Genomic DNA, 18,284 nt, shown 5'->3' with positions numbered 1-18,284 from the left:
TCAGCGAGGGGAAGGCGTAATGGAGGATCTCGCCGAGCGATTCGAGGAGCTGGGTCGCCTGGTACCGATCCCCGATCCATGGGACATGACGGAATACATCGCGCGGGTGGCAGCGTACCGGGGACGACCGATCACGCTGTGCCCGATCGACGTCGGCGCACTCTCGGGGAACGGATGCGGCACCGGAAGCGGCCTGTGGATCGCCAGGGAAGGCGACGACGTGATCATGTACGGGGCCGACACCGAATGGCACGCCGATCACATCATCGCCCACGAGATCGGTCACATGCTGCTCGGCCACGGCGGGACCGCGAGTGGTCCAGGTGCAGGCGCGGCCGATCTGCCGTTGCGCGAATTGATGCCCTCGCTATCGCTGGAAACCATCCGCGGCGTACTGCGCCGCCAGGACTACGGCAGTGAGCGTGAGCGCGCCGCCGAAACTTTCGCCGACCTGCTGCTGGTGGAAGCGATGCTGCCGAAACGGTCGGCGAGCCGGTTCCACTCGACGTTCTTTCGGAACCGGCACCGGTGAGATGACCTCCCCGATCCCGGTTTGGATCACCTGGCCTGTCCTGACATGTCTCACGTCGGTGCTGGCCGGTCGGTGGTGGCTGTTGGGAGACAGCGTCGTCGACCGGCTCGTCAACCGCGCGCTCGCCGCCGGTATCTGCGAGCACCTGTTGCGGGAGGCACGGTTCGAACAGGCACTGGTCTGGCTGCTGCCCGGCGGCGACAGTGACGTGGTGAACCTCGCCCGGCAGCTCTCGCTGGGAGCGACCGTGTTGGCCGTCTCGAATATCTACGGCATCGCCGAATTGTGGGCGGGCGCCGACCCCGCCCGCACGTGGCGCAGGCAGCGGCGTTATTACCTGCTCTCGATCGTCGTCACCGCCGTCATCCTGATCGCGGGGGCGCCCGCCCGCCGCGCTGATCAGTTGATCGACCAAGTCCTCGGCTGGCCGGCTGTCGTGGTCTGGGTCGCGTTCTCCCTGCCGCTCGGCGCTACGGCCCTGCTCGTCGGACGGGTGAGCCTGCGCGAGATGCGCGCAGCGGGGGACAGCACCTGGCAGGAACGCGCCCTGTACGCAGCGGTCCTGTGCACCGCCGCGGGCATGGGGATCGTGGCGGTCGTCTACCCGATCGAGACCGTCTTCCATGTCGTGACCGGCCGGCCGTCCTTCGATCCGGAGATGCACTGGAAAGCATGGAGCGGCTTCCTTCTCTCGGCGGTCGGCGCTCCCGCCGTGGTCACGGTGCCGCTGATCAGCGCCCTGCTCAGCCGCCTCGGATGGGACCGCACCGGCCGATACTGCCGCCGCCTGCACCCGATGTGGGCCGATCTCGCCGCAGCCGTCCCCGAAATCGTTCTGCAGGCGCGCGACCGCGACGGCCGAACCGACCCGGCTATCCGTCTGCACCGCATGACGGTCGAGATCCGCGACAGCCTGCTGCATCTCAAGCGCTACAGCGACAGCCCCGACGATCTTGCCGCCACCGGCGCCGACCCACATATCTATGCCCGCCGCGTCGCCGAGGCGATTGCCGCCAAAGCCGCCGGGCGCCCCCCGAACGCGAACCGGATGACATCCCGCCACCAAATCCGTCCGGGGGCACGGGATCTCACCGCTGAGTTGCGCCGGCTGCTCGCACTCGCCGAGGCATGGCCACAGGTCCGCGGCCTGACAAAGCCGCAGTAACGCCGGTGACGTGGACCGGCCACCGGGACCCGCCTCGACACCGCTGCGCCGCGGTGGGCTCGGTCACGCCGGCCCACCGCCGCACCGCTACGGCACGAGCGCCGGCTGGTCCACGGCCCACAACCACGACCCGTCCGGCTGGCGACGGGCGATCTCGACAGTCACCTCGCCGGTGGTCAGCGTGGACGCGGTCAGTGCCAGGTCGCCGCTCACCAGCGCTGGATGTTGCCTCCCCGGCGAGAGCACCGGCGCGGCCGCGACGAATTGTTCGTACACCTTGCGGATCTCCGCATGTCCGGTCGCGAGGTTGCCCGGGGGGAACGCCAGCACGGCGTTCGGCTCATACAACGCCACCAGCCCCTCGACGTCGCCCGCATTGGCGCGCTCGATGAAGTACCTGCCCAGATCGTTGGGGTCGGTGGCTACGTTCTCGTTTGTCATGGTGATCAGCCTCGCAGTGAATCACGACATCTTCTGTCGGGTATTCCGGTAGTTTTTTCGGATGCGCGCCGACCGATTGGTCTCGCTGGTGTTGCTGCTGCGTCAGCGCGGTCGGTTGACCGCCGACACGCTCGCCCGCGAGCTGGAGGTATCCACCCGCACCGTGCTGCGCGACATCGAAGCCCTCTCCGCGGCAGGCGTTCCCGTCTATGCCGAACGCGGACGGCACGGCGGTTTCGCATTGCTACCCGGTTTCCAGACCGAACTCACCGGGCTGAACCACGACGAGGCGCTCGCCCTGCTCGTCGCCGGATCACGGCGCGGCGCACAGGCATTCGGCCTCGGCTCCGCGCTCGCCTCGGCCATGCGCAAGGTGGTCGACGCGCTACCCGATAGCTATCGGGCCACCGCGACCGGCGCGGCCCAGCGATTGCTCGTCGACCCGGAGACCGACCTCCTCGCACGCCGGCTGGTCCCCGAAGAGGTACCCGACACCGTAGTGAGCGAGATCCGTCGCGCGGTGTTCGCCGGACACAAGCTGCGTATCCACTACGCGGCGGCAGCCCAGACCCCGAAGTGGCGAACAGTGGACCCGATCGGCCTGGTCACCGTGCGCGAGCAGGGCTACCTGCTGGCCACCGTGTCCGGCGCGGACCGCACCTACCGGCTGTCGCGGGTGCTGGCCGCCGAGGAACTTCCCGAACCGGCCCAGCGACCGGAACGAGTCGATCTGGACCGCGCCTGGCAGGAACGCAGCACGCAGTTCCGGACCGGTGGCGACCGAGTGACCGCGCTGGTACGGGTGGACCCGGCACGGCGAGAAGACCTGGTGCGCACCGCACTCGCCGTCCGCGCCGAAGAAGCCGACGCGGACGGCCGGCTGCGACTCGAGGTGAGCTTCCAAGATCGCAGGCACGCCGAATGGGCACTGTGGCAGCTCGCCACGGACGCCGAAGCCCTCACCCCGCAGTGGTTGCGCACCTCCCTGCGCGACCGCGCCGCCGCAATCGCCACCTGCTACGGAGAGTAGTCCGGCCGAACCGGAACAACGTGAGCGTCCTCCTGAACGGCCGAACACCGGCTCTGCCCGCCTCCGGGCGTTTTCAGACCTCTGGTGCGGACTCCGGATCGCCGGACCGTGGCGTTCCCGATGCCTTCAGGGTGCGGGCTACGACTGCCGATCCGTGTTCGACGAATTCGGTGATCGGTTCGGCGAGAGTGTCGGGCAGGACGTCGGTGTGCCAGACGAACAGTGTCCGCCCGTCCTTTTCGGGCAGAGCCTGCATCGACGCATGGTGATGGGAGGGGTGAAGGTTTCCGCCGACGATGGTGTAGGCGACGCGCCTGCTCACCGGATCGAGATCCACGAGGCGTTCGTAGACGATGGAGCCGTCGGCGAAGGTGACGGCGCGGGTGTCCGCGTGCAGTTGCGTGTCGGTGACGAAACCCGGTGCGAGGCGTTCGTGCACGGCGCCGAAGTCGCTCAGTGCATTCCAGACCTCCTCGGGCGTGGCGTCGACGATGAATTCCTTGTGAACGGATGCCATGAGATCCTCCGTGTCAGGCCGCGGCGATCCAGAACAGGTGTCCCTCGGGGTCGGCCAGAACGGTCCATCGGCCCTCGCCCGGCTGGAAGTCCGGTTTGCTCGCGCCGAGGGCGAGCGGTTTCCCGGTGGCGTTCTCCACATGGATCGGGCCTTCGCCCAGGTAGGCCGAATCGTGGTCGGCGTGGGTGATCTTCCAGCCGATGACGTTGCGGTAGAACTCCGCTGGCGCCTTCGGGGAAGCGCAGTCGATGTCGATGGCGGCGAGTTCCGTGTGGACGGTCATGTCGATGTCTCCTCCTGCGGTTGGTTTGCCCACCCAGCATCCGGTCCGGACGACCCGCGGGTCTTGAAGATCCTTGCGGACATTTTCTGTCGTACCCGGGGCGTACGGTCCGCAAGTGCTATCCGCCAGAACACTCGCCGCCGAACGGAAGTTCACCGTGACCACGGTGGCCTGTCACGCCGATAACACCGGCTGGTCGGCGCCGGAGGAGCGCGATGACCATCGTCTGGTGCTCGTGCGACGCGGCCGGTTTCGGCGACAGGCCGACGGGGATCACGCCGATCTGGACCCGACCGTCGGCTACCTGGGCGCACCGGGCGAAGAGGAACGGTTCGCGCATCCCGCCGGTGGCGATGTCTGCACCGTGGTGACGGTCGCGCCCGAACTCTGGGAGGGGTTCGCCGATTCGAGAATGGTGTACGTCGACGCCCGTGTCGAGCTGACTCACCGCCGCTTGCTCGCCGCCGCCCGTGGTGGCGACATCGACTACGCACTGACCGAGGAACTGCTCCGGCTCGTCGCGCTCGCCGCCGGGCAGCCGCGCCCACGTCCGCGGCCCGCGGACCGGGTGCTGGTCGCAGCGGCCCGCGAGGCGATCATCCACGGCGCGCCGGAAGCCGCCGGGCTGTGCTCGCTGGCCGACCTGCTGAAGGTCTCGCCGTACCGGCTGAGCCGATCGTTCTCGCAGCACATGGGCCTTTCTCTGACCCGCTACCGCAACCGAGTACGCGTCGGTCAGGTCATCGACCGGCTCGCCGACGGCGAAGTCCGTCTCGCCGACCTGGCCGCACACCTCGGCTTCGCCGACCAAGCGCACCTGACCCGCACCGTCCGCGAGCACCTCGGCCATACCCCGACCGCCCTGCGCCGACTACTCGACGAAACCGAGTCGCCCACCGAACGCAGCCATTGATCACAGCTACGAAATCATCGTGGACAGCCGGATTCACAGGAACAGGTTCCGGCGGCGAACGCTATCGAGCGTGTGGCGTCCTGATTCGTTGCGGCTTTCGCTGTTTCGATGACAGCGGGGTCGATGGTCCAGCGTGCGCGGTTCGGGACGTGTCGATGACGCTCGTCGCTTCGGCCTGGATCCAGATGCCGATCATCCGCCCGGTCATGGCGATAGTCCGGTGCCGCAGGTCGGGGTCGACGTCTGTCGCGGTGGCGCGCAGGACCGCGGCGAAGCTGGTGTTGATCAGTACGAACGTCATCGTATCGTGTGCGCCGTCGTCACCGGGCCCGAGGAGCTGGTCGAGCAATGTGTTGACCAGCCGATTCAGGCGGGGTTCGAACTCGGGCAGACCGCTGCTGTAGAACTGCACGCCCCCGATCAGAGCGCGCACCAGGGTGGCGTTGGCGACCAGTTCGGCGGCGAACAGGTGCAGCATCTCGGTGATCACCCGCGGTGCCGAGGACAGCAGGTGGGGCCTCGGTTGCTGCGACAGCTCGCAGACCCAACCGGCGAAGCGGCGCTCCACGTGGTCGAGCATGCGGTCGAGCAGGGCGTCGACGATGACATCACGGGCGGCGAAGTATCGGTAGACCGTGCCGATGCTCACCCCGGCCTCCGCCGCGATCCGGTTGGTCGAGGTTGCCGAGATTCCGCGCTCACCGAACAATCGTGCTGCGGTATCGAGTATGTGCTCCCGGGTCGCCTTCGCGCGCTCCTGATTGGGTTGACGCCGCTGTCCGCCGGCTCGTGCGCCCACAACACCCCTAGCCTGTCCGATGAGACCGAACCGGACACATCCTAAGTGTGCATGCTATCCGCGGGGAGCGGATCGTCGCCTTCACCAGGGCACCGGGCCGTCCTCGCTGAACATGCCCGCGGTCGGTCCGTCGGCGCCGAGCGTGGCCAGGCGCACCAGGACCGCGGCGCCCTGCGCGACCGTGAGGAACCCGGTGTGATTGTTGCTGTCGGTGTCGACGTAGCCGGGGCAGGCGGCATTCACGAGGAATCCGTCCTTGCGCAGTTCGTTGGCGTAGTTGACGGTCAGCGCGGCCAGCGCGGATTTGGAGGGGTTGTAGGCGGCCGACGGCAGCAAACCCGCGAAGGGGCCGTTCGGGTCGCTGATCAGGGTGAGTGAAGCGGCGTGGCTGCTGACGTTCACGATGCGCGGCGCCGGCGACCGCCGCAGCAGTGGCAGCATCGCGTTGGTCACCGCGATCACGCCGAAAACGTTGGTCTCGAACACCGCACGGACCATCTGCAGGTCGACGGTGCTGGGCACCTGATCGTGCGCGTCCTGCGGCGAAACCTGCCCGGAGCCGGTGATTCCGGCGTTGTTGATCAGCACGTCGAGTTGTCCGAAACGCTCCTCGACCAGCTTCGCCGCCTCCTCGATGGTGACCGGGTCGGTGACATCCAGGACGATGGCGTGTGCGTCGCCACCTGCCGAGCGCAGTGCCGCCGCGGCTTCCTCTCCACGCAGCGGATCCCTGGCTCCGAGCAGGACCGTCGTACCCAGCGCCGCGAGTTGTTCGGCGGCCCCACGGCCGATCCCTTTGTTCGCCCCGGTGATCAGCGCGACTTTCCTGTGTGTGGTGTGCCCGCTCATGGTCGGCTCCTGGCTGCTCGTCGTGTATCGGACGAGCACAAGACGCCGGCGACCCGATCGCCGTAACAGGGCAGGCATGTGTCGTACATCACCGGGGGGCGAACGAATCAGGCGGAGCCTGCCGCGCCTGCCACGGCGTCATGCAGCGGCACGAGGCCCGCGACGAGCAGTTGCAGGCCGAAGCGGAATTCGCTTTCCAGAGTTTGCCTCGGCAGGCAATCGGCGACGGCGATCGTGGCGGGGAATCGCGCCGGATCGAGCTGACGATAAAGCGTGGTGATTGCCGCGGGGTTGATGTTGGCTTCGGTGTCGTGGCCTTGGAGCTGTGCGGCGAACCCGACGACATAGCGGGCAACGGTGGCGTAGACGAGTGCCGCGGACTCCGGGGGAAACCCGTTGGCGAGCAGTGTGGCCAGGACTCGCTCGCGCAGGACGAGCGAATTGGGTCCGATCGGCACCTGCTCGATGAGCAGGGGCGCGATCCCACGATGACGGTGCAGGACCGCGAAGATGGCTTCCGCGGCGGTGACGCACGCGCGCTGCCAGTCGCCGGGGGGTGTGTCGTCGATTTCGACCTCGCCGAGGACCGAGTCGACCACGTGGGCGATCAGTTCGGCACGATTGGCGACCGCTCGGTAGAGCACGGCGGTGCCCGTTTCGAGACGTTGCGCGAGCGTTCGCATCGATAGCGCGTCGGCGCCTTCCTCGTCGATGATGCGCAGTGCGGTCGTCACGATCCGCTCGAAGGGGACCCGCGGACGGCCGGGGGAGCGGCGAGCCGGGGTCTCGACGGCGTCTGAATCGGCAGTGGTCACACTCGCATTGTTGCGCATCGGCAAGTTGGACACATGACCATCATATAGTGGTCACGATGTTGCCGTTATCACTTGACCTGTGCACATATATCGGCAACACTGTCACCATTATGAGTAGACGAGCAGCCGCCGATGACTACATCGACTCTGATTCGCGCTTCGCGATCGTCGAGGGCCGTAACCTCCACTACAAGCGGGCAGGGACGGGGCCGTCGGTGTTGCTTCTGCACGGCAGCGGCTCCTCGCTGCACTGCTTCGACCAGGTGGCCGCCGCGTTGTCGTCGTCGTTCGATGTGATTCGCCCGGACCTGCCCGGCTTCGGGCTCACGGGTCCGCGCGCCGACCGGGACTACCGGATACAAACCTTTGCCGAGACGGTCGCCGCCTTCTCGGACGCCATCGGAGTCTCCAAAGCTTCGGTGGTCGGCAATTCCCTCGGTGGCAATATCGCCTGGAACTTCGCACTGGATTACCCGCAGCGGGTGGACCGGCTGGTGTTGATCAATGCCACCGGCTACCCGGGTAAGTCGTTGCCGTTGGCGCTGCGGCTGGCGCGTAACCCGATCGGTCGCGTGTTGGTACGGAATTTGGCGTCTCGCTCGGCCACCGAACGCAATCTGCGCTCGGCGGTGGGAACGCGCAAGTCGGTGGTGGATGACGCGATGGTCGACCGGGTGCACGCGATGCTGAGCCGGCCCGGCAACCAAGAGGCGTTCATCGACTTCGCCAACACCGAACAGATCGACCGCACCGCCGAGCTTCCCGCCATCACCGCGCCGACGCTGGTGCTGCGCAGCGCGTCCGTCGACGGACAGTTTTTCACTCGCGATATACCCGGCAGCCTCGAACGGATTCACCCCAGCGGCGGCCACTTACTCCCCGACGAAGATCCGGGCTGGGTGGCCGGGGCGGTACTGACCTTCTTGACCGCCGAGGCGAACTCGCCGACGGAGGGAAAGTGATGAAGTACTTCGTGGTGCCCGGCGAAACCCGCCACTTGGACCAGGCCACACGTGCCGAGCTGCGCGGTGACTTCATCGAATGCCGTGATGGGATCACACATTACGAGATGGCCGGGCCCGACGGCGGAGAGATCGTCGTGTTCGCGGGCAGTCTGACCACCCCGCTGTTCTACTGGGACCAACTCGCCGGCGAGTTGCATACGCGCGGATTCCGTACCGTTACCTTCAGCGCCTACGGACGCGGCTATTCCGATCGCGTGGAGGCCGCCTACGACGAGGCCCTGTTCGTGCGGCAAATCGCGGATCTGACCCAGCGGCTGGATCTGGCCGAACCTTTCCACCTCGTCGGAGCTTCGATGGGTGCGTTGGTGGCTATGGCTTTCGCTCACCAGTACACCGAACGGATCGCCACCTTTACCTTGGCCGGCCCCGCCGGGCTGCAGCCCGCGCCCGCCTTCGTCCCCTTGCTGCGCCGGGAGATACTGGGCACCTTTCTGGCGAAGAAGCTGGGTAGCAAAATGCTCGATCGGCATCTGTCCCACAATGTCCGGGATCCGCAGCAGTCCGCGGCGCTCACGGCGATGGTGCGCGAGTGTTATCAGTTCGAAGGCTCGGTTTACGCCTTGGCCGCAACGATCGCCTCCTTCCCGCTGGGGGGTCGTCAGGACCTCTACCGGCAGACCGGGCGCTTGCCGTTTCCGAAGTTGTTGCTGTGGGGCGACGAAGATCAAGTCACCCCGATCACGAGCTTCGACGAGGTGCGCCAGTTCTTGGCGCCCGTGGAGTCGCACATTATCTCGCCGTGCGGGCACATGGTCCCCTACGAGGAGCCGGCCCAGATGAGTCTGCTGTTCACCGCGTTTGTCGAAGCTGCCAAGAAAGAGTCGTCACGATGAAGACCAAGACCGAACCGACCGACGTCCTGGTCGTCGGCGCCGGACCGACCGGCACCGCGTTGGCGATCGATCTGACCCGCCGCGGCCTGGCGGTGCGGATCATCGACAAAGCCGCGAAGTCCTTCGACGGTTCGCGCGCCAAGGGAATCCAGCCGCGCAGCCTGGAAGTGCTCGAGGATCTCGGCGTCCTCGACGATATCCGCGCAGGCGGCGCCGAGTACCCCCTGCTGGGTATCCACGCGGGTCCGGTGACGATTCCGTGGCACATGATCTCCCGCAACGAGCTGACATCCGATGTGCCGCATCCGAATACGTGGTTGATTCCCCAATTCCGCACCGATGCCGCGCTGCGCGCCGGACTGCGACGGCTGGGCGTGACCGTCGAATCGGAACATGAACTCGTCGGATTCGAGCAACATCGGGATGCGGTCGTTGCGACGGTCGCCGGTCCCGACGGTGCCGAAGAAATCGGCGCTCGCTACCTTGTCGGCGCCGACGGTGGCGCGAGCACGGTCCGGAAAACGGCGGGTATCGGTTTCGAGGGCGCGACGGACGAAGCCGATCGGATGATCATCGTCGACGCCGTGGTGGACGGTCTTTCCCGGAACCGCTGGCATGTGTGGCCGCGTCCGGACGGCCGGTTCGTCGGCGCGTGCCCGCTGCCGCACTCCGATGTCTTCCAGGTGATGATCCGTCTGCAACCCGGTGAGGAGCCCGCCCTCGACGAGGACAGCCTGAACGCTCGTATCCGCAAGCACACCGGCAACAAGCGCATCCGCTTGTCGCGCATCGGCTGGACATCGGTATTTCGCCCCAACATTCGCCTGGCGGACCGCTACCGGGCCGGACGGGTATTCATCGCCGGTGACGCCGCTCATGTCCATCCCCCCGCGGGTGCGCAAGGACTCAATACCGGTTTGCAGGATGCCTACAACCTGGGCTGGAAACTCGGCCAGGTGCTCGCCGGCGCACCGGACAGTCTGCTGGACACCTACGAGGCCGAGCGGCAGCCGATCGCGGCCGGAGTCCTGGGCTTGTCGACCAAGAAGTACGAGGGCCTGGCCAAACTCGATCCGTCTTCGATCAAACGCGGCGACGACGAACGCCAGCTCGGCCTGCATTACCGCGGCGGTCCGCTGGTCACGGCCGATGCCGAACAAACAGGAACGCTGCGGGTGGGCGACCGGGCGCCGGACGCGAAACTGCTGAAAGCGGCCGGAGGAGCACAGCGCCTCTTCGACCTCTTCTCCGGACCGCATTTCACCGCGATCGGCTACGGCCGCGCCGCCGTGGCGGAACTGGCCGCATTGACGTGGCCGTCGGCGGGTGCGGGACTGAGAAAGGTCGCCATCAATGGCGGAGAGCAGGTGGACGCCGATGTCGTGCTCGCCGACATCACCGATTCCTTCGCCCGGATCTACGGTGTAGCCGATTCCGCACTCCTGTTGATCCGTCCCGACGGCTACATCGGCTCCATCGCCACCACCGACATGGCGCGTGCAACCCTGGCGCAGGCCGCCGCGATGACCCCAGCCGTATCCGATCGGCAGCGCTGCTGAGGGGGTTCACGAGCGTGGGAATGCGCTGATGTGGCATCTGATGGTCGATTTCGGTATCGGTTCACCATTGCATTTCGTTGCCTCCCGCGAGGCGGCCGTAACGTTCGCGCGGGAGGCGGTCGAAGGGGGCTGGGCTCGGGCCGTCGCTGTCGATGATCGAGTGGACCAGAGCTATCCGGCGATGCCTTGCCAATGCCTGTTCTCACCGCCGAACGGGCAGGATCCCGCGCCCATGTTCTGAAACGCCGGTTGAACGGCTGCCCAAGTGACACCAGGGCAGCCGTTCGACCGGCGTTGTTCGATGCAAGCGTCGGCGATGCTCGGCCACACTGTCCAGCCCGAAATCCGAGCGCGGATTACGCCAGAACGGAGTGTGCGTGGTGGCACGGGGCTGGTGTCGTCGTACTCGATGAGCAGTTCCGGGCGCCAAATCCGGTAGTAATTCGGTTCTCCCGCCCGCAGGCCGCCTGCTCATGGTCGGTCACGTCGGCTACCTGGTCGACGTCAGGCGGGGGGACGCACGTCGGTACTCTCGGTTTCCGGGTGGACGGGGATGAGTCGGCCCCGAATTTCGAGGGTGACCTTGGGGCGGACCATGTCGAGCGGAGGCGCGAAGCCATAGGGGGCCAAGTCGATCCGCGCGGTCGTCGAGGCGACGACTCCGGGGCCGTCCAGTTCGAGTTCGACATCCAGGTGCAGCTCGGTCGTAGTGTCGCGAACGGTCAGCTTGCCGACCACACCGAGTCGCGCGGAGCCGCGACTGACGGCGTCGCCGTGGAACGAAATCAGTGGGTGGGTCTGTACATCCAGGAACTCGGGTGCGCACAGATGCCGGTCTCGCATTGCGAGACCGGTCGCGATGCTAGCGGCCTGAAGTTCCAGCAGCACTGTGCCCGTTCCATCCTCTTTCCAGGTGATCGAGCCGCTGGCTCGGCTGAAGCGGCCCGATACCGGGAGTAGTCCCCAGAGCCCGCGGGCGGCGAACCCGAAGTTCGCGGTTTCGGAATCGAGTTTCCAGACACCGGTTCGCTCGACCGCCTCGGTGTCTGCCTGCCCAGGACCCGATGCCGATGCGTTCGATACCCGCTGCGCCAACTTCGCCAGGGTGTCGTCGAGTGCGGTCGCCGCGGGGTTCGCATAGACATAGTGGTCGGGACGGAGTACGACGAAAGGCTGCCGCTTGAAGAATGGACGGGTCAGCTCATGGAGGTCTTCGAGGATCTCGGTCGGCGCGCCCCGATGGACGGGACGGCCTCCCGGCGCGGTCAGCGTTACGTAGGTCGCGCTCAAAACGTCCTCGGCGATGCGCCGGCCCTGTGGCGAGAGCGCTTCGCGTGGATCGGCCTCCCAGCCGACAATCCGCCAGCCGGAGCCCGAGATGTCCTCGAGTCGATGCTCCGCGCCGCTGAACGTCCGCACCGTGGGCTGGGGGAACAAGCGGCCCACCGGCGAGCGCAGCGATGGTCGTGCCAACAGCAGGCCGCGTCGGTACCGGGCCGATGGGCGCCAGCGGCCTTGGCGAGCGCGTTCTCGAAGTGCCGGAACGCGCAGGAGCATTCCGGCCACCGCGTCGCGAATCGCCGCCGCCGGGCGCGATTGCATCGTGACCAGACGGCCCATGCGAACCGACATCGCGGTTATCGTGTCGGCGTGCGGGCGGCGCTCGGCCTCGTAGGAGTCGAGGATATCCAGCGGCGCACCCGCGTTCAGCACGGCCGCGATCTTCCAGGTCAGGTTCGTGACATCCCGGATTCCCGAGTTCAAGCCCTGGCCGATCATCGGCGGCATCAGATGGGCGGCGTCTCCGCACAGCAACACTCGTCCGGCCCGCCAGTGCTCAGCGCTTTTGGCTCGGAAGTCGTAGACGAGATGGCGCAGGATCTCTGCGGTGTCGGGGTTCGTTTCCGCACCGATCACCCGTCGCGCGGCCTGGGGTGTCAGAAGTTCTTCCTGGTTCTCCCAAGGCATTATCTTGCGTTCCCAGCGGTGCCCGCCAGCAGCGAGGCGGCCCGTGAGGCTCGGCGCCGCCGGGTCGAGCGTCATCTTGAAATACGGGTGATGTGCGATCGGCTCCGGAAGTTTCGCGTCGATGATCAGCCACGTGTCGGTGTATTCGGATCCGACGAGTTGGACGCCGATCGTTTCGCGGGTGGCGCTATTAGCGCCGTCGCAGCCTACGACGAAACATGCACGAGCGCGGCTGGTTTCTCCGCTGGCATCACGAAATTCCAGGTCGACGCCTTCGCTGTCCTGGTTCAGCCCGGTGAGCGTGTGACCGAGTCGGATATCGACGTCCGGGTACTCCGCAAGCGCTGCCCGAAGATGCCTGTCCAGCAACGGCTGGTAGATCGCCGATAGCCATGGATGTCCCTGGAGTTTCTCCGTCGGTAACGTCGTCGCGACAACCTTGCCGCGAGCCGACACCCATTGGGCGCCCGCCCCGAGGAGCATGTCGGAAACGGCGCGCTCATACACCCCAGCCTTTTGCAGCGTGCGCAATGCTTCTCCGTCGAGGACGCCGACGCGCGGATTGGGATACACGTCGCCTTCACGCTCGAGTGCCAACACCGTCAGTCCCGTACGTGCAAGCAGAAGAGCCGCCAGCTCACCGACCGGACCCAGTCCGATCACAGCAACGTCGAATCGGTCGGACATGCAGTACTCCTCAGGCATTGTTACCGCAGCAGACAAGTCGACCGGATTGGTCAGAAGGCCCATCGGTGGTTGATTCAGGGGGCTCGATGCATCGGCAACGCCGTTGCTGATACAAGTCGCTATTGCTGTCGACAACCCGTGAAGAGGATGTCGGTAGCTCGGGAGCGACTGATGAGCCCGGTGGCCGAACGTTCGAGTTGTTGCAGCACTTGTTCGATATCCACGCCGAGTAGTCGGCCCTCGTGTTTGATGATTCGCCCGTCCACGATGACGGTGTCGACGTTGCTGGTGTCCATGTGCTGGACGACGGTGCCCGGTGCGTGATTGACCGGTCCGGAATTGAGCGTGCGTGCATTCAATGCGATGACGTCCGCCCGTTTGCCCGGCGTGAGGGACCCGATCAGATGGTCGAGGTGGGCCCCCTGTGCGCCGCCGAGTGTTGCCATTCGGAGTATGTCTCGCACTGTGATCGGCTCGACCTCGGCTGCGTTGCTTCGCATTGCTGCTTGAATGCGGCTGCGCTGCCAGCAGTAGGCCGCGCGCATCTGGGAGAAGAAATCGACGGGTGCGATGCCGACCGTGTCCGTGCCGAAACTCGCGGGGATGCCATGGTCGAGGGCTGACTGCAAGGCTGGTTGGCCCATGGCGAGCGATTGCTCCGCGCTGGTGGAGACCGATACTTTGCCGCCGGTCCGTTGGATGGCTCGCCACGCGGTGTCCTCGAGGCCGAGGCAGTGGATGTAGGTGATCCAGGGGCCGAGCAGTCCCTCCTTCTCGAACTGTTCGAGTACATGCCCCCAGCTGGTGTCGTTGACATGCGCGAACATGGGCAAACCGAGGTCTCGCGCGAGCTGGAACAAGTCCTCATCGACGTGATAGCCCAGTGCCAGGCGGACGAGCGTTCCGTCGTGCACCTCACCGGTCGTTTCGATGAGGCGACGGATGTCTTCCGGATGGGCGTACGACGGGTCCGGCTCGTGATCGCCGAGTGAGGGCGAGAAGCTGAAGACGCATCGGATTCCGGATCGGCGGATTCCTTCGAGCGCGGCGTCGGTGTGTTCGGGGGTATAGGAGCATTGCGATGTATCGACGACGGTCGTGGTTCCCGCGGCCAGGTTCTCCAGTGCCCCACCGAACTGCCCCCAGTAGACGTCCTCGGGGGTGTACTGGTGGAACAGCGCGTCGGCTCCGGCCCGCGATTGCATGAAGTAGTCCAGGTCGAGGGCATCGGCCCAGTAGGAGCGCAAAGCGGTCTGGAACATGTGGTGATGGGAGTTCACGAAGCCGGGAAGGACGATCTTGCCCGCGCAGTCGAGCACCTGGGCGTCGGCCTGCAAATCCTGCCCGACCTCGACGATCCTGCCGTCCTCGATGAGCACATCGCCGCGTTCGTGATCACCCAGGTTCTCGTCCATCGTGAGGACGATCCCGCCGCGTAACAGCAAGCGGCCCTCCGGATTCATGACCGCCTCCAATCGGACCCAGCTGGGTTGCGTAGCTCATCCATCATAATGGGAACAGTGTTGCCTTTATTATGCTCGGTGTCAACATGCGGACGACCGGACCGTTGGAGGAACTCTGCTCATCGATCCGCCTTGCTCAATGCGCCGAGCGCCGGCGATGCTCGGCCAGGCTGTCGAGGCCGAAATCCGAACGCGGATCTCGCCAGACGGAATGTGCGTGGTTGGCGTGGCGCTGGGTGTTGTCGTACTCGATGAGCAGCTGCGGGCCTTGGATCCGGTAGTAATGCGGTTCACCGGCCCGCAGGCTGCCCGCCCACCCGAAGTAGACCTCGTCGAGTACGTCGTCGGCTTCGTAGTGCGCTGCGTGAACATCGGCGAGGGCACTCGGTGCACGACCGGTGTACAGGCTGATCAACTGCCGCAGGGTGTGGCGCTGTGCCGGGTCGAGGTCGCGCGCCGCCAAGCCCTTGGGCGGAAGGGAGATGGCCATGGCCGTGTGGTCGGCTTCGGTGTAACCGCTGTTTTCTTCGGCACGCCGGTCGACATCGTCGACCAGATCCCGCAGCACCGGATCGGTGAAGGTGCCACGCCACAAATCCTGCATGTGCATCATCGCGTCACCGTGCGCGATGGTCGGCCGGTTGCCGGATACGATGTCGGATACGGCGCTCTCGTGCAGCAGTGCCGCTCGGTATCGATCGGCGTCCAGTGATCGGGCCAGGTGCCGCGCCGCCTCTTCCGGTCCGCCCAGCGGCCGTAGCGTTCCACCGAGCAAAGCGGCACTGGCTGGATCGGCGCCGATGAAGCACGGGGTTGTCGAGACGATGCGCCCGCCGATGATCAGATTGTTCAGCGAGATGTGGTGGCCGCCGAAGCGCCATCCCCAAACGGAGTCGCCCGGGCGGCCGAACAACCTGAGCCAGTAGAGGCCGGGATCCCGACCTCGTTCCCGTCCCCAGCGGACGTGCCATCCTTCGACTCGATCGAGGACATTCTCCAGGCCCATAACCGTTGCGACCGTGGCGTATCCGGCCTCCGACAGGCCTGAGGCGACCAGTTGCATCGCTGAACCCTGCTGGCGTGCGGTCTGGTCGCGAAGGGCGAGTCCACCGTGGTCGGTCGGGGTGTAGAACCATCGAAGCCGCTCGGCCTCCGCGTCGGGACTCAGCGGGGAGTCGAACTGCGCCTGAATGCGCTGTTCCGGGGTGAGGGTCCCCAGCCACGCTGCCGCTCTGTCGACCATCGCGGCGGCGACCAGCTCACGGACGGAGACGGCAGCGACTTCATCCGGCGACATCGAGCATGACTTTGATCGCGTTGTCTCGTCGTTCGGCGTAGGTGTCGAATGCCTCGGCGATGTTCTCCAGCGGGAAATGATGTGTTACCAGGGCGCTCGTGTGTAGGCGCCCCTGGGATGCCAGCGCCAGCGCCCTGGCGACCGACCGCGACCCTTCGCCGCGGACGGTATGGATCGTAATCCCGTTCATGACAGCGTGATTGAGGTCGGCCGACACCGGCTGTTCGAAGAAGCCCGCCAAGACGACCTTGCCGCCACGCTTGGCCATGTGGATCGCGTCGTCGACCGCGCCTGCGGCACCGGAACACTCCACGACGATATCGGCGCCGAGGCCGCCGGTGATGTCGCGAACCGCGGCGACGGCGTCCTCCTCGCGGGCATTGAGGATGTGATCGGCACCGAACCGCTTTCCGATTTCCAGCCGTCCGGGACGGGTGCCGGTGAGCAGCACCGGCGCCGCTCCGAGTTGGCGGGCGACCTGCACGGCCAGCAACCCGATGGGGCCGGGGCCGATCACCGCGACGCCGGCGCCGACCAGCAGCGAGCCGAGCACATCGAACGCGTGCATCACGGTACCGACGGTGGTCAGGACCACCGCCGAATCGAAGTCGATGTGGTCGGGTAGCCGATACAGCGTGGAGACGTGGTTGACGGCATACTCGGCGAATCCGCCGTTGACGGTCATTCCCAGCACCCGATGGCCCTTGGCCGAGTTGCCGTAGTTCAAGCAGTCCGTATAGGAACCGGACAGGCAGTTGACGCATCGCATACAGCCCCGATGTGCCTCGGTGACAACGCGATCGCCCACCGAGAACTCGTCGACGGCGCTGCCGACCGCGGCAACCACACCCGCGTACTCGTGGCCGGGAACGAATGTGCCCGGCGCCGGACCGGCTCCGTGGAAGAAGCGACGGCTGCGGATCTTGAGGTCGGTGCCGCACAACGAAGCTCGATGCACTCGCACGAGAACGTCGTCCGGGCCGGGGTGCGGCACCGGCAGAGTTTTGGTCTCGATAATTCCCGGCTCGCCGATCACGGCTGCGAGCATTGTATCCGGAATGGACACCACATCGCCTTTCATTTGGCTTCCAATGGTTTGCAACGAGGCTATGGGAGCGAATTGTTGTCTGTCCAACAGACTTTTGCGCCGATGGGCGAAATGCTTCCGTCGATCGCGCGCTGTGCTCGATGTATAGGCCTGCCTTATAGGGGCTGTCGATTATTCGTATTGGGCACGTTCGACTGCGTGATCTACGGTGTGGAAATCAGGGAAATGCCGGAATTTCCGGCGTTCGGTCGAGGAGGAACCTTGGATCTCGGGATTGCCGGTCGAACCGCAGTGGTTCTGGGCGGAGGCGGCGGCCTCGGAGGCGCCATCGCGGAGAAACTGGCGGCCGAGGGGGCCGAGGTGGCCGTCGCCGATATCCATTTCGAAGCGGCCGCAGCGCGCAGCGACCTGATCGTCGCGGCCGGTGGCCGCGCCATACCGGTGGCCTGGGATATCGCCGACCTCGATGTCATCGAGGACAAGGTCGCCGAGATCGAGCGGACCCTCGGCCCGGTCGACATCTTGGTGAACAACACCGGCGGACCATCGCCCGCACCGGTCCTCGGACTGCCCTCCACCGTGTGGCTCGACCATTTCCGTTCCATGGTGCTGTCGGTGATCGCCGTCAGCGACAGACTCGTCCCGGGCATGCGGACGCGAGGGTGGGGTCGCGTCATCACCAGCGCCAGCTCGGGAGTCGTCGCTCCCATTCCCAACTTGGGCCTGTCGAACGGTCTTCGTGCCGCACTGCTCGGTTGGTCCAAGACGCTGGCGCGGGAGGTCGCCTCGGACGGCGTCACATGCAACATCGTCGTGCCGGGAAGGATAGGCACCGGCCGGGTCGAGCGTCTCGACCGGATCAAGGCCGAGGCGGAGGGCCGAACCGTCGAAGCGGTCACGGCCGAGAGCGTGGCCACCATCCCGATCGGACGCTACGGCGACCCGAGTGAGTACGCCTCGACGGTCGCGTTCCTGGCGAGCGTCCCCGCGTCGTACATCACCGGTTCGGTGGTGCGCGTCGACGGCGGGCTCATCCCCAGTCTCTGATACCGAACCCCAA

Annotated in this window: 19 protein-coding genes; 9 read left to right on the top strand and 10 right to left on the bottom strand. The window is 66.1% G+C overall.

The genetic code is table 11. The features are described 5' to 3' along the window. Nucleotides 1-19: 19 nt before the first annotated feature. Together ABZ803_RS19565 and ABZ803_RS19560 are read left to right on the top strand one after the other, a co-directional pair. On the top strand, nt 20-532 hold the full coding sequence (locus ABZ803_RS19565) for a hypothetical protein (protein ID WP_357039817.1): 513 nt from the start codon (nt 20-22) through the stop codon (nt 530-532). Between the two features lie 82 nt (nt 533-614). After that, nucleotides 615-1,697, top strand: coding sequence for an MAB_1171c family putative transporter (locus ABZ803_RS19560; protein ID WP_357039814.1), 1,083 nt, complete (start codon nt 615-617; stop codon nt 1,695-1,697). 87 nt (nt 1,698-1,784) lie between these two features. Here the strand turns inward: ABZ803_RS19560 and ABZ803_RS19555 are convergent, their stop codons facing one another. Next, the gene (locus tag ABZ803_RS19555; RefSeq protein WP_357039811.1) at nt 1,785-2,138 is read right to left on the bottom strand and encodes a nuclear transport factor 2 family protein; all 354 of its coding nucleotides are present in this window, start codon (nt 2,136-2,138) and stop codon (nt 1,785-1,787) included. Nucleotides 2,139-2,199: 61 nt separating this feature from the next. On the opposite strand from ABZ803_RS19555, the gene ABZ803_RS19550 reads away from it, so the two are divergent. Next, complete coding sequence (locus tag ABZ803_RS19550; protein WP_357039808.1) at nt 2,200-3,168, top strand: WYL domain-containing protein; 969 nt, start codon at nt 2,200-2,202, stop codon at nt 3,166-3,168. Nucleotides 3,169-3,241: 73 nt separating this feature from the next. Here the strand turns inward: ABZ803_RS19550 and ABZ803_RS19545 are convergent, their stop codons facing one another. Together ABZ803_RS19545 and ABZ803_RS19540 are read right to left on the bottom strand one after the other, a co-directional pair. Beyond that, nucleotides 3,242-3,685, bottom strand: a complete 444-nt coding sequence (locus ABZ803_RS19545; protein WP_357039805.1) for an SRPBCC family protein — start codon at nt 3,683-3,685, stop codon at nt 3,242-3,244. Nucleotides 3,686-3,698: 13 nt separating this feature from the next. After that, nucleotides 3,699-3,968, bottom strand: a complete 270-nt coding sequence (locus ABZ803_RS19540) for a VOC family protein (RefSeq protein ID WP_357039803.1) — start codon at nt 3,966-3,968, stop codon at nt 3,699-3,701. Between the two features lie 115 nt (nt 3,969-4,083). On the opposite strand from ABZ803_RS19540, the gene ABZ803_RS19535 reads away from it, so the two are divergent. After that, nucleotides 4,084-4,881: an AraC family transcriptional regulator gene (locus ABZ803_RS19535; RefSeq protein WP_357039800.1), complete on the top strand. Its 798-nt coding sequence runs from the start codon at nt 4,084-4,086 to the stop codon at nt 4,879-4,881. Nucleotides 4,882-4,942: 61 nt separating this feature from the next. Here the strand turns inward: ABZ803_RS19535 and ABZ803_RS19530 are convergent, their stop codons facing one another. From ABZ803_RS19530 to ABZ803_RS19520, 3 genes are all read right to left on the bottom strand, one after another. Next, nucleotides 4,943-5,680, bottom strand: a complete 738-nt coding sequence (locus tag ABZ803_RS19530; RefSeq protein ID WP_357039797.1) for a TetR/AcrR family transcriptional regulator — start codon at nt 5,678-5,680, stop codon at nt 4,943-4,945. An 81-nt stretch (nt 5,681-5,761) separates the two neighbouring features. Next, nucleotides 5,762-6,529: an SDR family oxidoreductase gene (locus ABZ803_RS19525; protein ID WP_357039794.1), complete on the bottom strand. Its 768-nt coding sequence runs from the start codon at nt 6,527-6,529 to the stop codon at nt 5,762-5,764. 107 nt (nt 6,530-6,636) lie between these two features. Continuing rightward, nucleotides 6,637-7,344 carry a TetR/AcrR family transcriptional regulator C-terminal domain-containing protein gene (locus ABZ803_RS19520; protein ID WP_357039791.1) on the bottom strand — a complete coding sequence of 236 codons (708 nt, stop codon included), beginning with the start codon at nt 7,342-7,344 and terminating at the stop codon, nt 6,637-6,639. A gap of 110 nt (nt 7,345-7,454) precedes the next feature. Here ABZ803_RS19520 and ABZ803_RS19515 point away from each other — a divergent pair, with 110 nt between their 5' ends. The 4 genes from ABZ803_RS19515 to ABZ803_RS19500 are packed head-to-tail and all read left to right on the top strand — an operon-like array spanning nt 7,455 to nt 11,002. Then, a complete protein-coding gene (locus tag ABZ803_RS19515; RefSeq protein ID WP_357039788.1) occupies nt 7,455-8,306 on the top strand; it encodes an alpha/beta hydrolase in 852 nt (283 codons plus the stop codon). Further along, nucleotides 8,306-9,202 (top strand): alpha/beta fold hydrolase, encoded by an 897-nt coding sequence (locus ABZ803_RS19510; RefSeq protein ID WP_357039785.1) that lies wholly within the window; start codon nt 8,306-8,308, stop codon nt 9,200-9,202. Before ABZ803_RS19515 ends, ABZ803_RS19510 begins: the two co-directional genes overlap by 1 nt. Then, entirely contained in the window at nt 9,199-10,761 is a 1,563-nt protein-coding gene (locus ABZ803_RS19505) for an FAD-dependent oxidoreductase (protein WP_357039782.1), read from the top strand. Before ABZ803_RS19510 ends, ABZ803_RS19505 begins: the two co-directional genes overlap by 4 nt. Nucleotides 10,762-10,789: 28 nt before the next feature. After that, nucleotides 10,790-11,002 (top strand): hypothetical protein, encoded by a 213-nt coding sequence (locus ABZ803_RS19500; protein WP_357039779.1) that lies wholly within the window; start codon nt 10,790-10,792, stop codon nt 11,000-11,002. A 263-nt stretch (nt 11,003-11,265) separates the two neighbouring features. On the opposite strand, the gene ABZ803_RS19495 is transcribed toward ABZ803_RS19500, so the two are convergent. The 4 genes from ABZ803_RS19495 to ABZ803_RS19480 all read right to left on the bottom strand — a co-directional run bounded on the left by ABZ803_RS19495 (nt 11,266) and on the right by ABZ803_RS19480 (nt 17,140). Further along, nucleotides 11,266-13,416: a bifunctional 3-(3-hydroxy-phenyl)propionate/3-hydroxycinnamic acid hydroxylase gene (locus tag ABZ803_RS19495; protein WP_357039776.1), complete on the bottom strand. Its 2,151-nt coding sequence runs from the start codon at nt 13,414-13,416 to the stop codon at nt 11,266-11,268. A gap of 119 nt (nt 13,417-13,535) precedes the next feature. Beyond that, nucleotides 13,536-14,879, bottom strand: coding sequence for an amidohydrolase family protein (locus ABZ803_RS19490; protein ID WP_357039773.1), 1,344 nt, complete (start codon nt 14,877-14,879; stop codon nt 13,536-13,538). A gap of 136 nt (nt 14,880-15,015) precedes the next feature. Further along, entirely contained in the window at nt 15,016-16,176 is a 1,161-nt protein-coding gene (locus ABZ803_RS19485; protein WP_357039770.1) for a DUF3500 domain-containing protein, read from the bottom strand. Further along, nucleotides 16,163-17,140 carry a zinc-binding dehydrogenase gene (locus tag ABZ803_RS19480; protein WP_357039767.1) on the bottom strand — a complete coding sequence of 326 codons (978 nt, stop codon included), beginning with the start codon at nt 17,138-17,140 and terminating at the stop codon, nt 16,163-16,165. The genes ABZ803_RS19485 and ABZ803_RS19480 overlap by 14 nt, the downstream gene beginning before the upstream one ends. On the opposite strand from ABZ803_RS19480, the gene ABZ803_RS19475 reads away from it, so the two are divergent. Then, the gene (locus ABZ803_RS19475; RefSeq protein ID WP_357039764.1) at nt 17,129-18,271 is read left to right on the top strand and encodes an SDR family oxidoreductase; all 1,143 of its coding nucleotides are present in this window, start codon (nt 17,129-17,131) and stop codon (nt 18,269-18,271) included. The two genes, ABZ803_RS19480 and ABZ803_RS19475, sit on opposite strands and share 12 nt — an antisense overlap. Nucleotides 18,272-18,284 lie beyond the last annotated feature (13 nt).

Origin of the sequence: Nocardia sp. NPDC047648 (assembly GCF_040642815.1) — a bacterium.
GTDB classification, from domain to species: Bacteria; Actinomycetota; Actinomycetes; order Mycobacteriales; family Mycobacteriaceae; genus Nocardia; species Nocardia gamkensis.
Note: the sequence above shows the minus strand (reverse complement) of the source record. Positions and strands in the feature narration are given on the sequence as shown.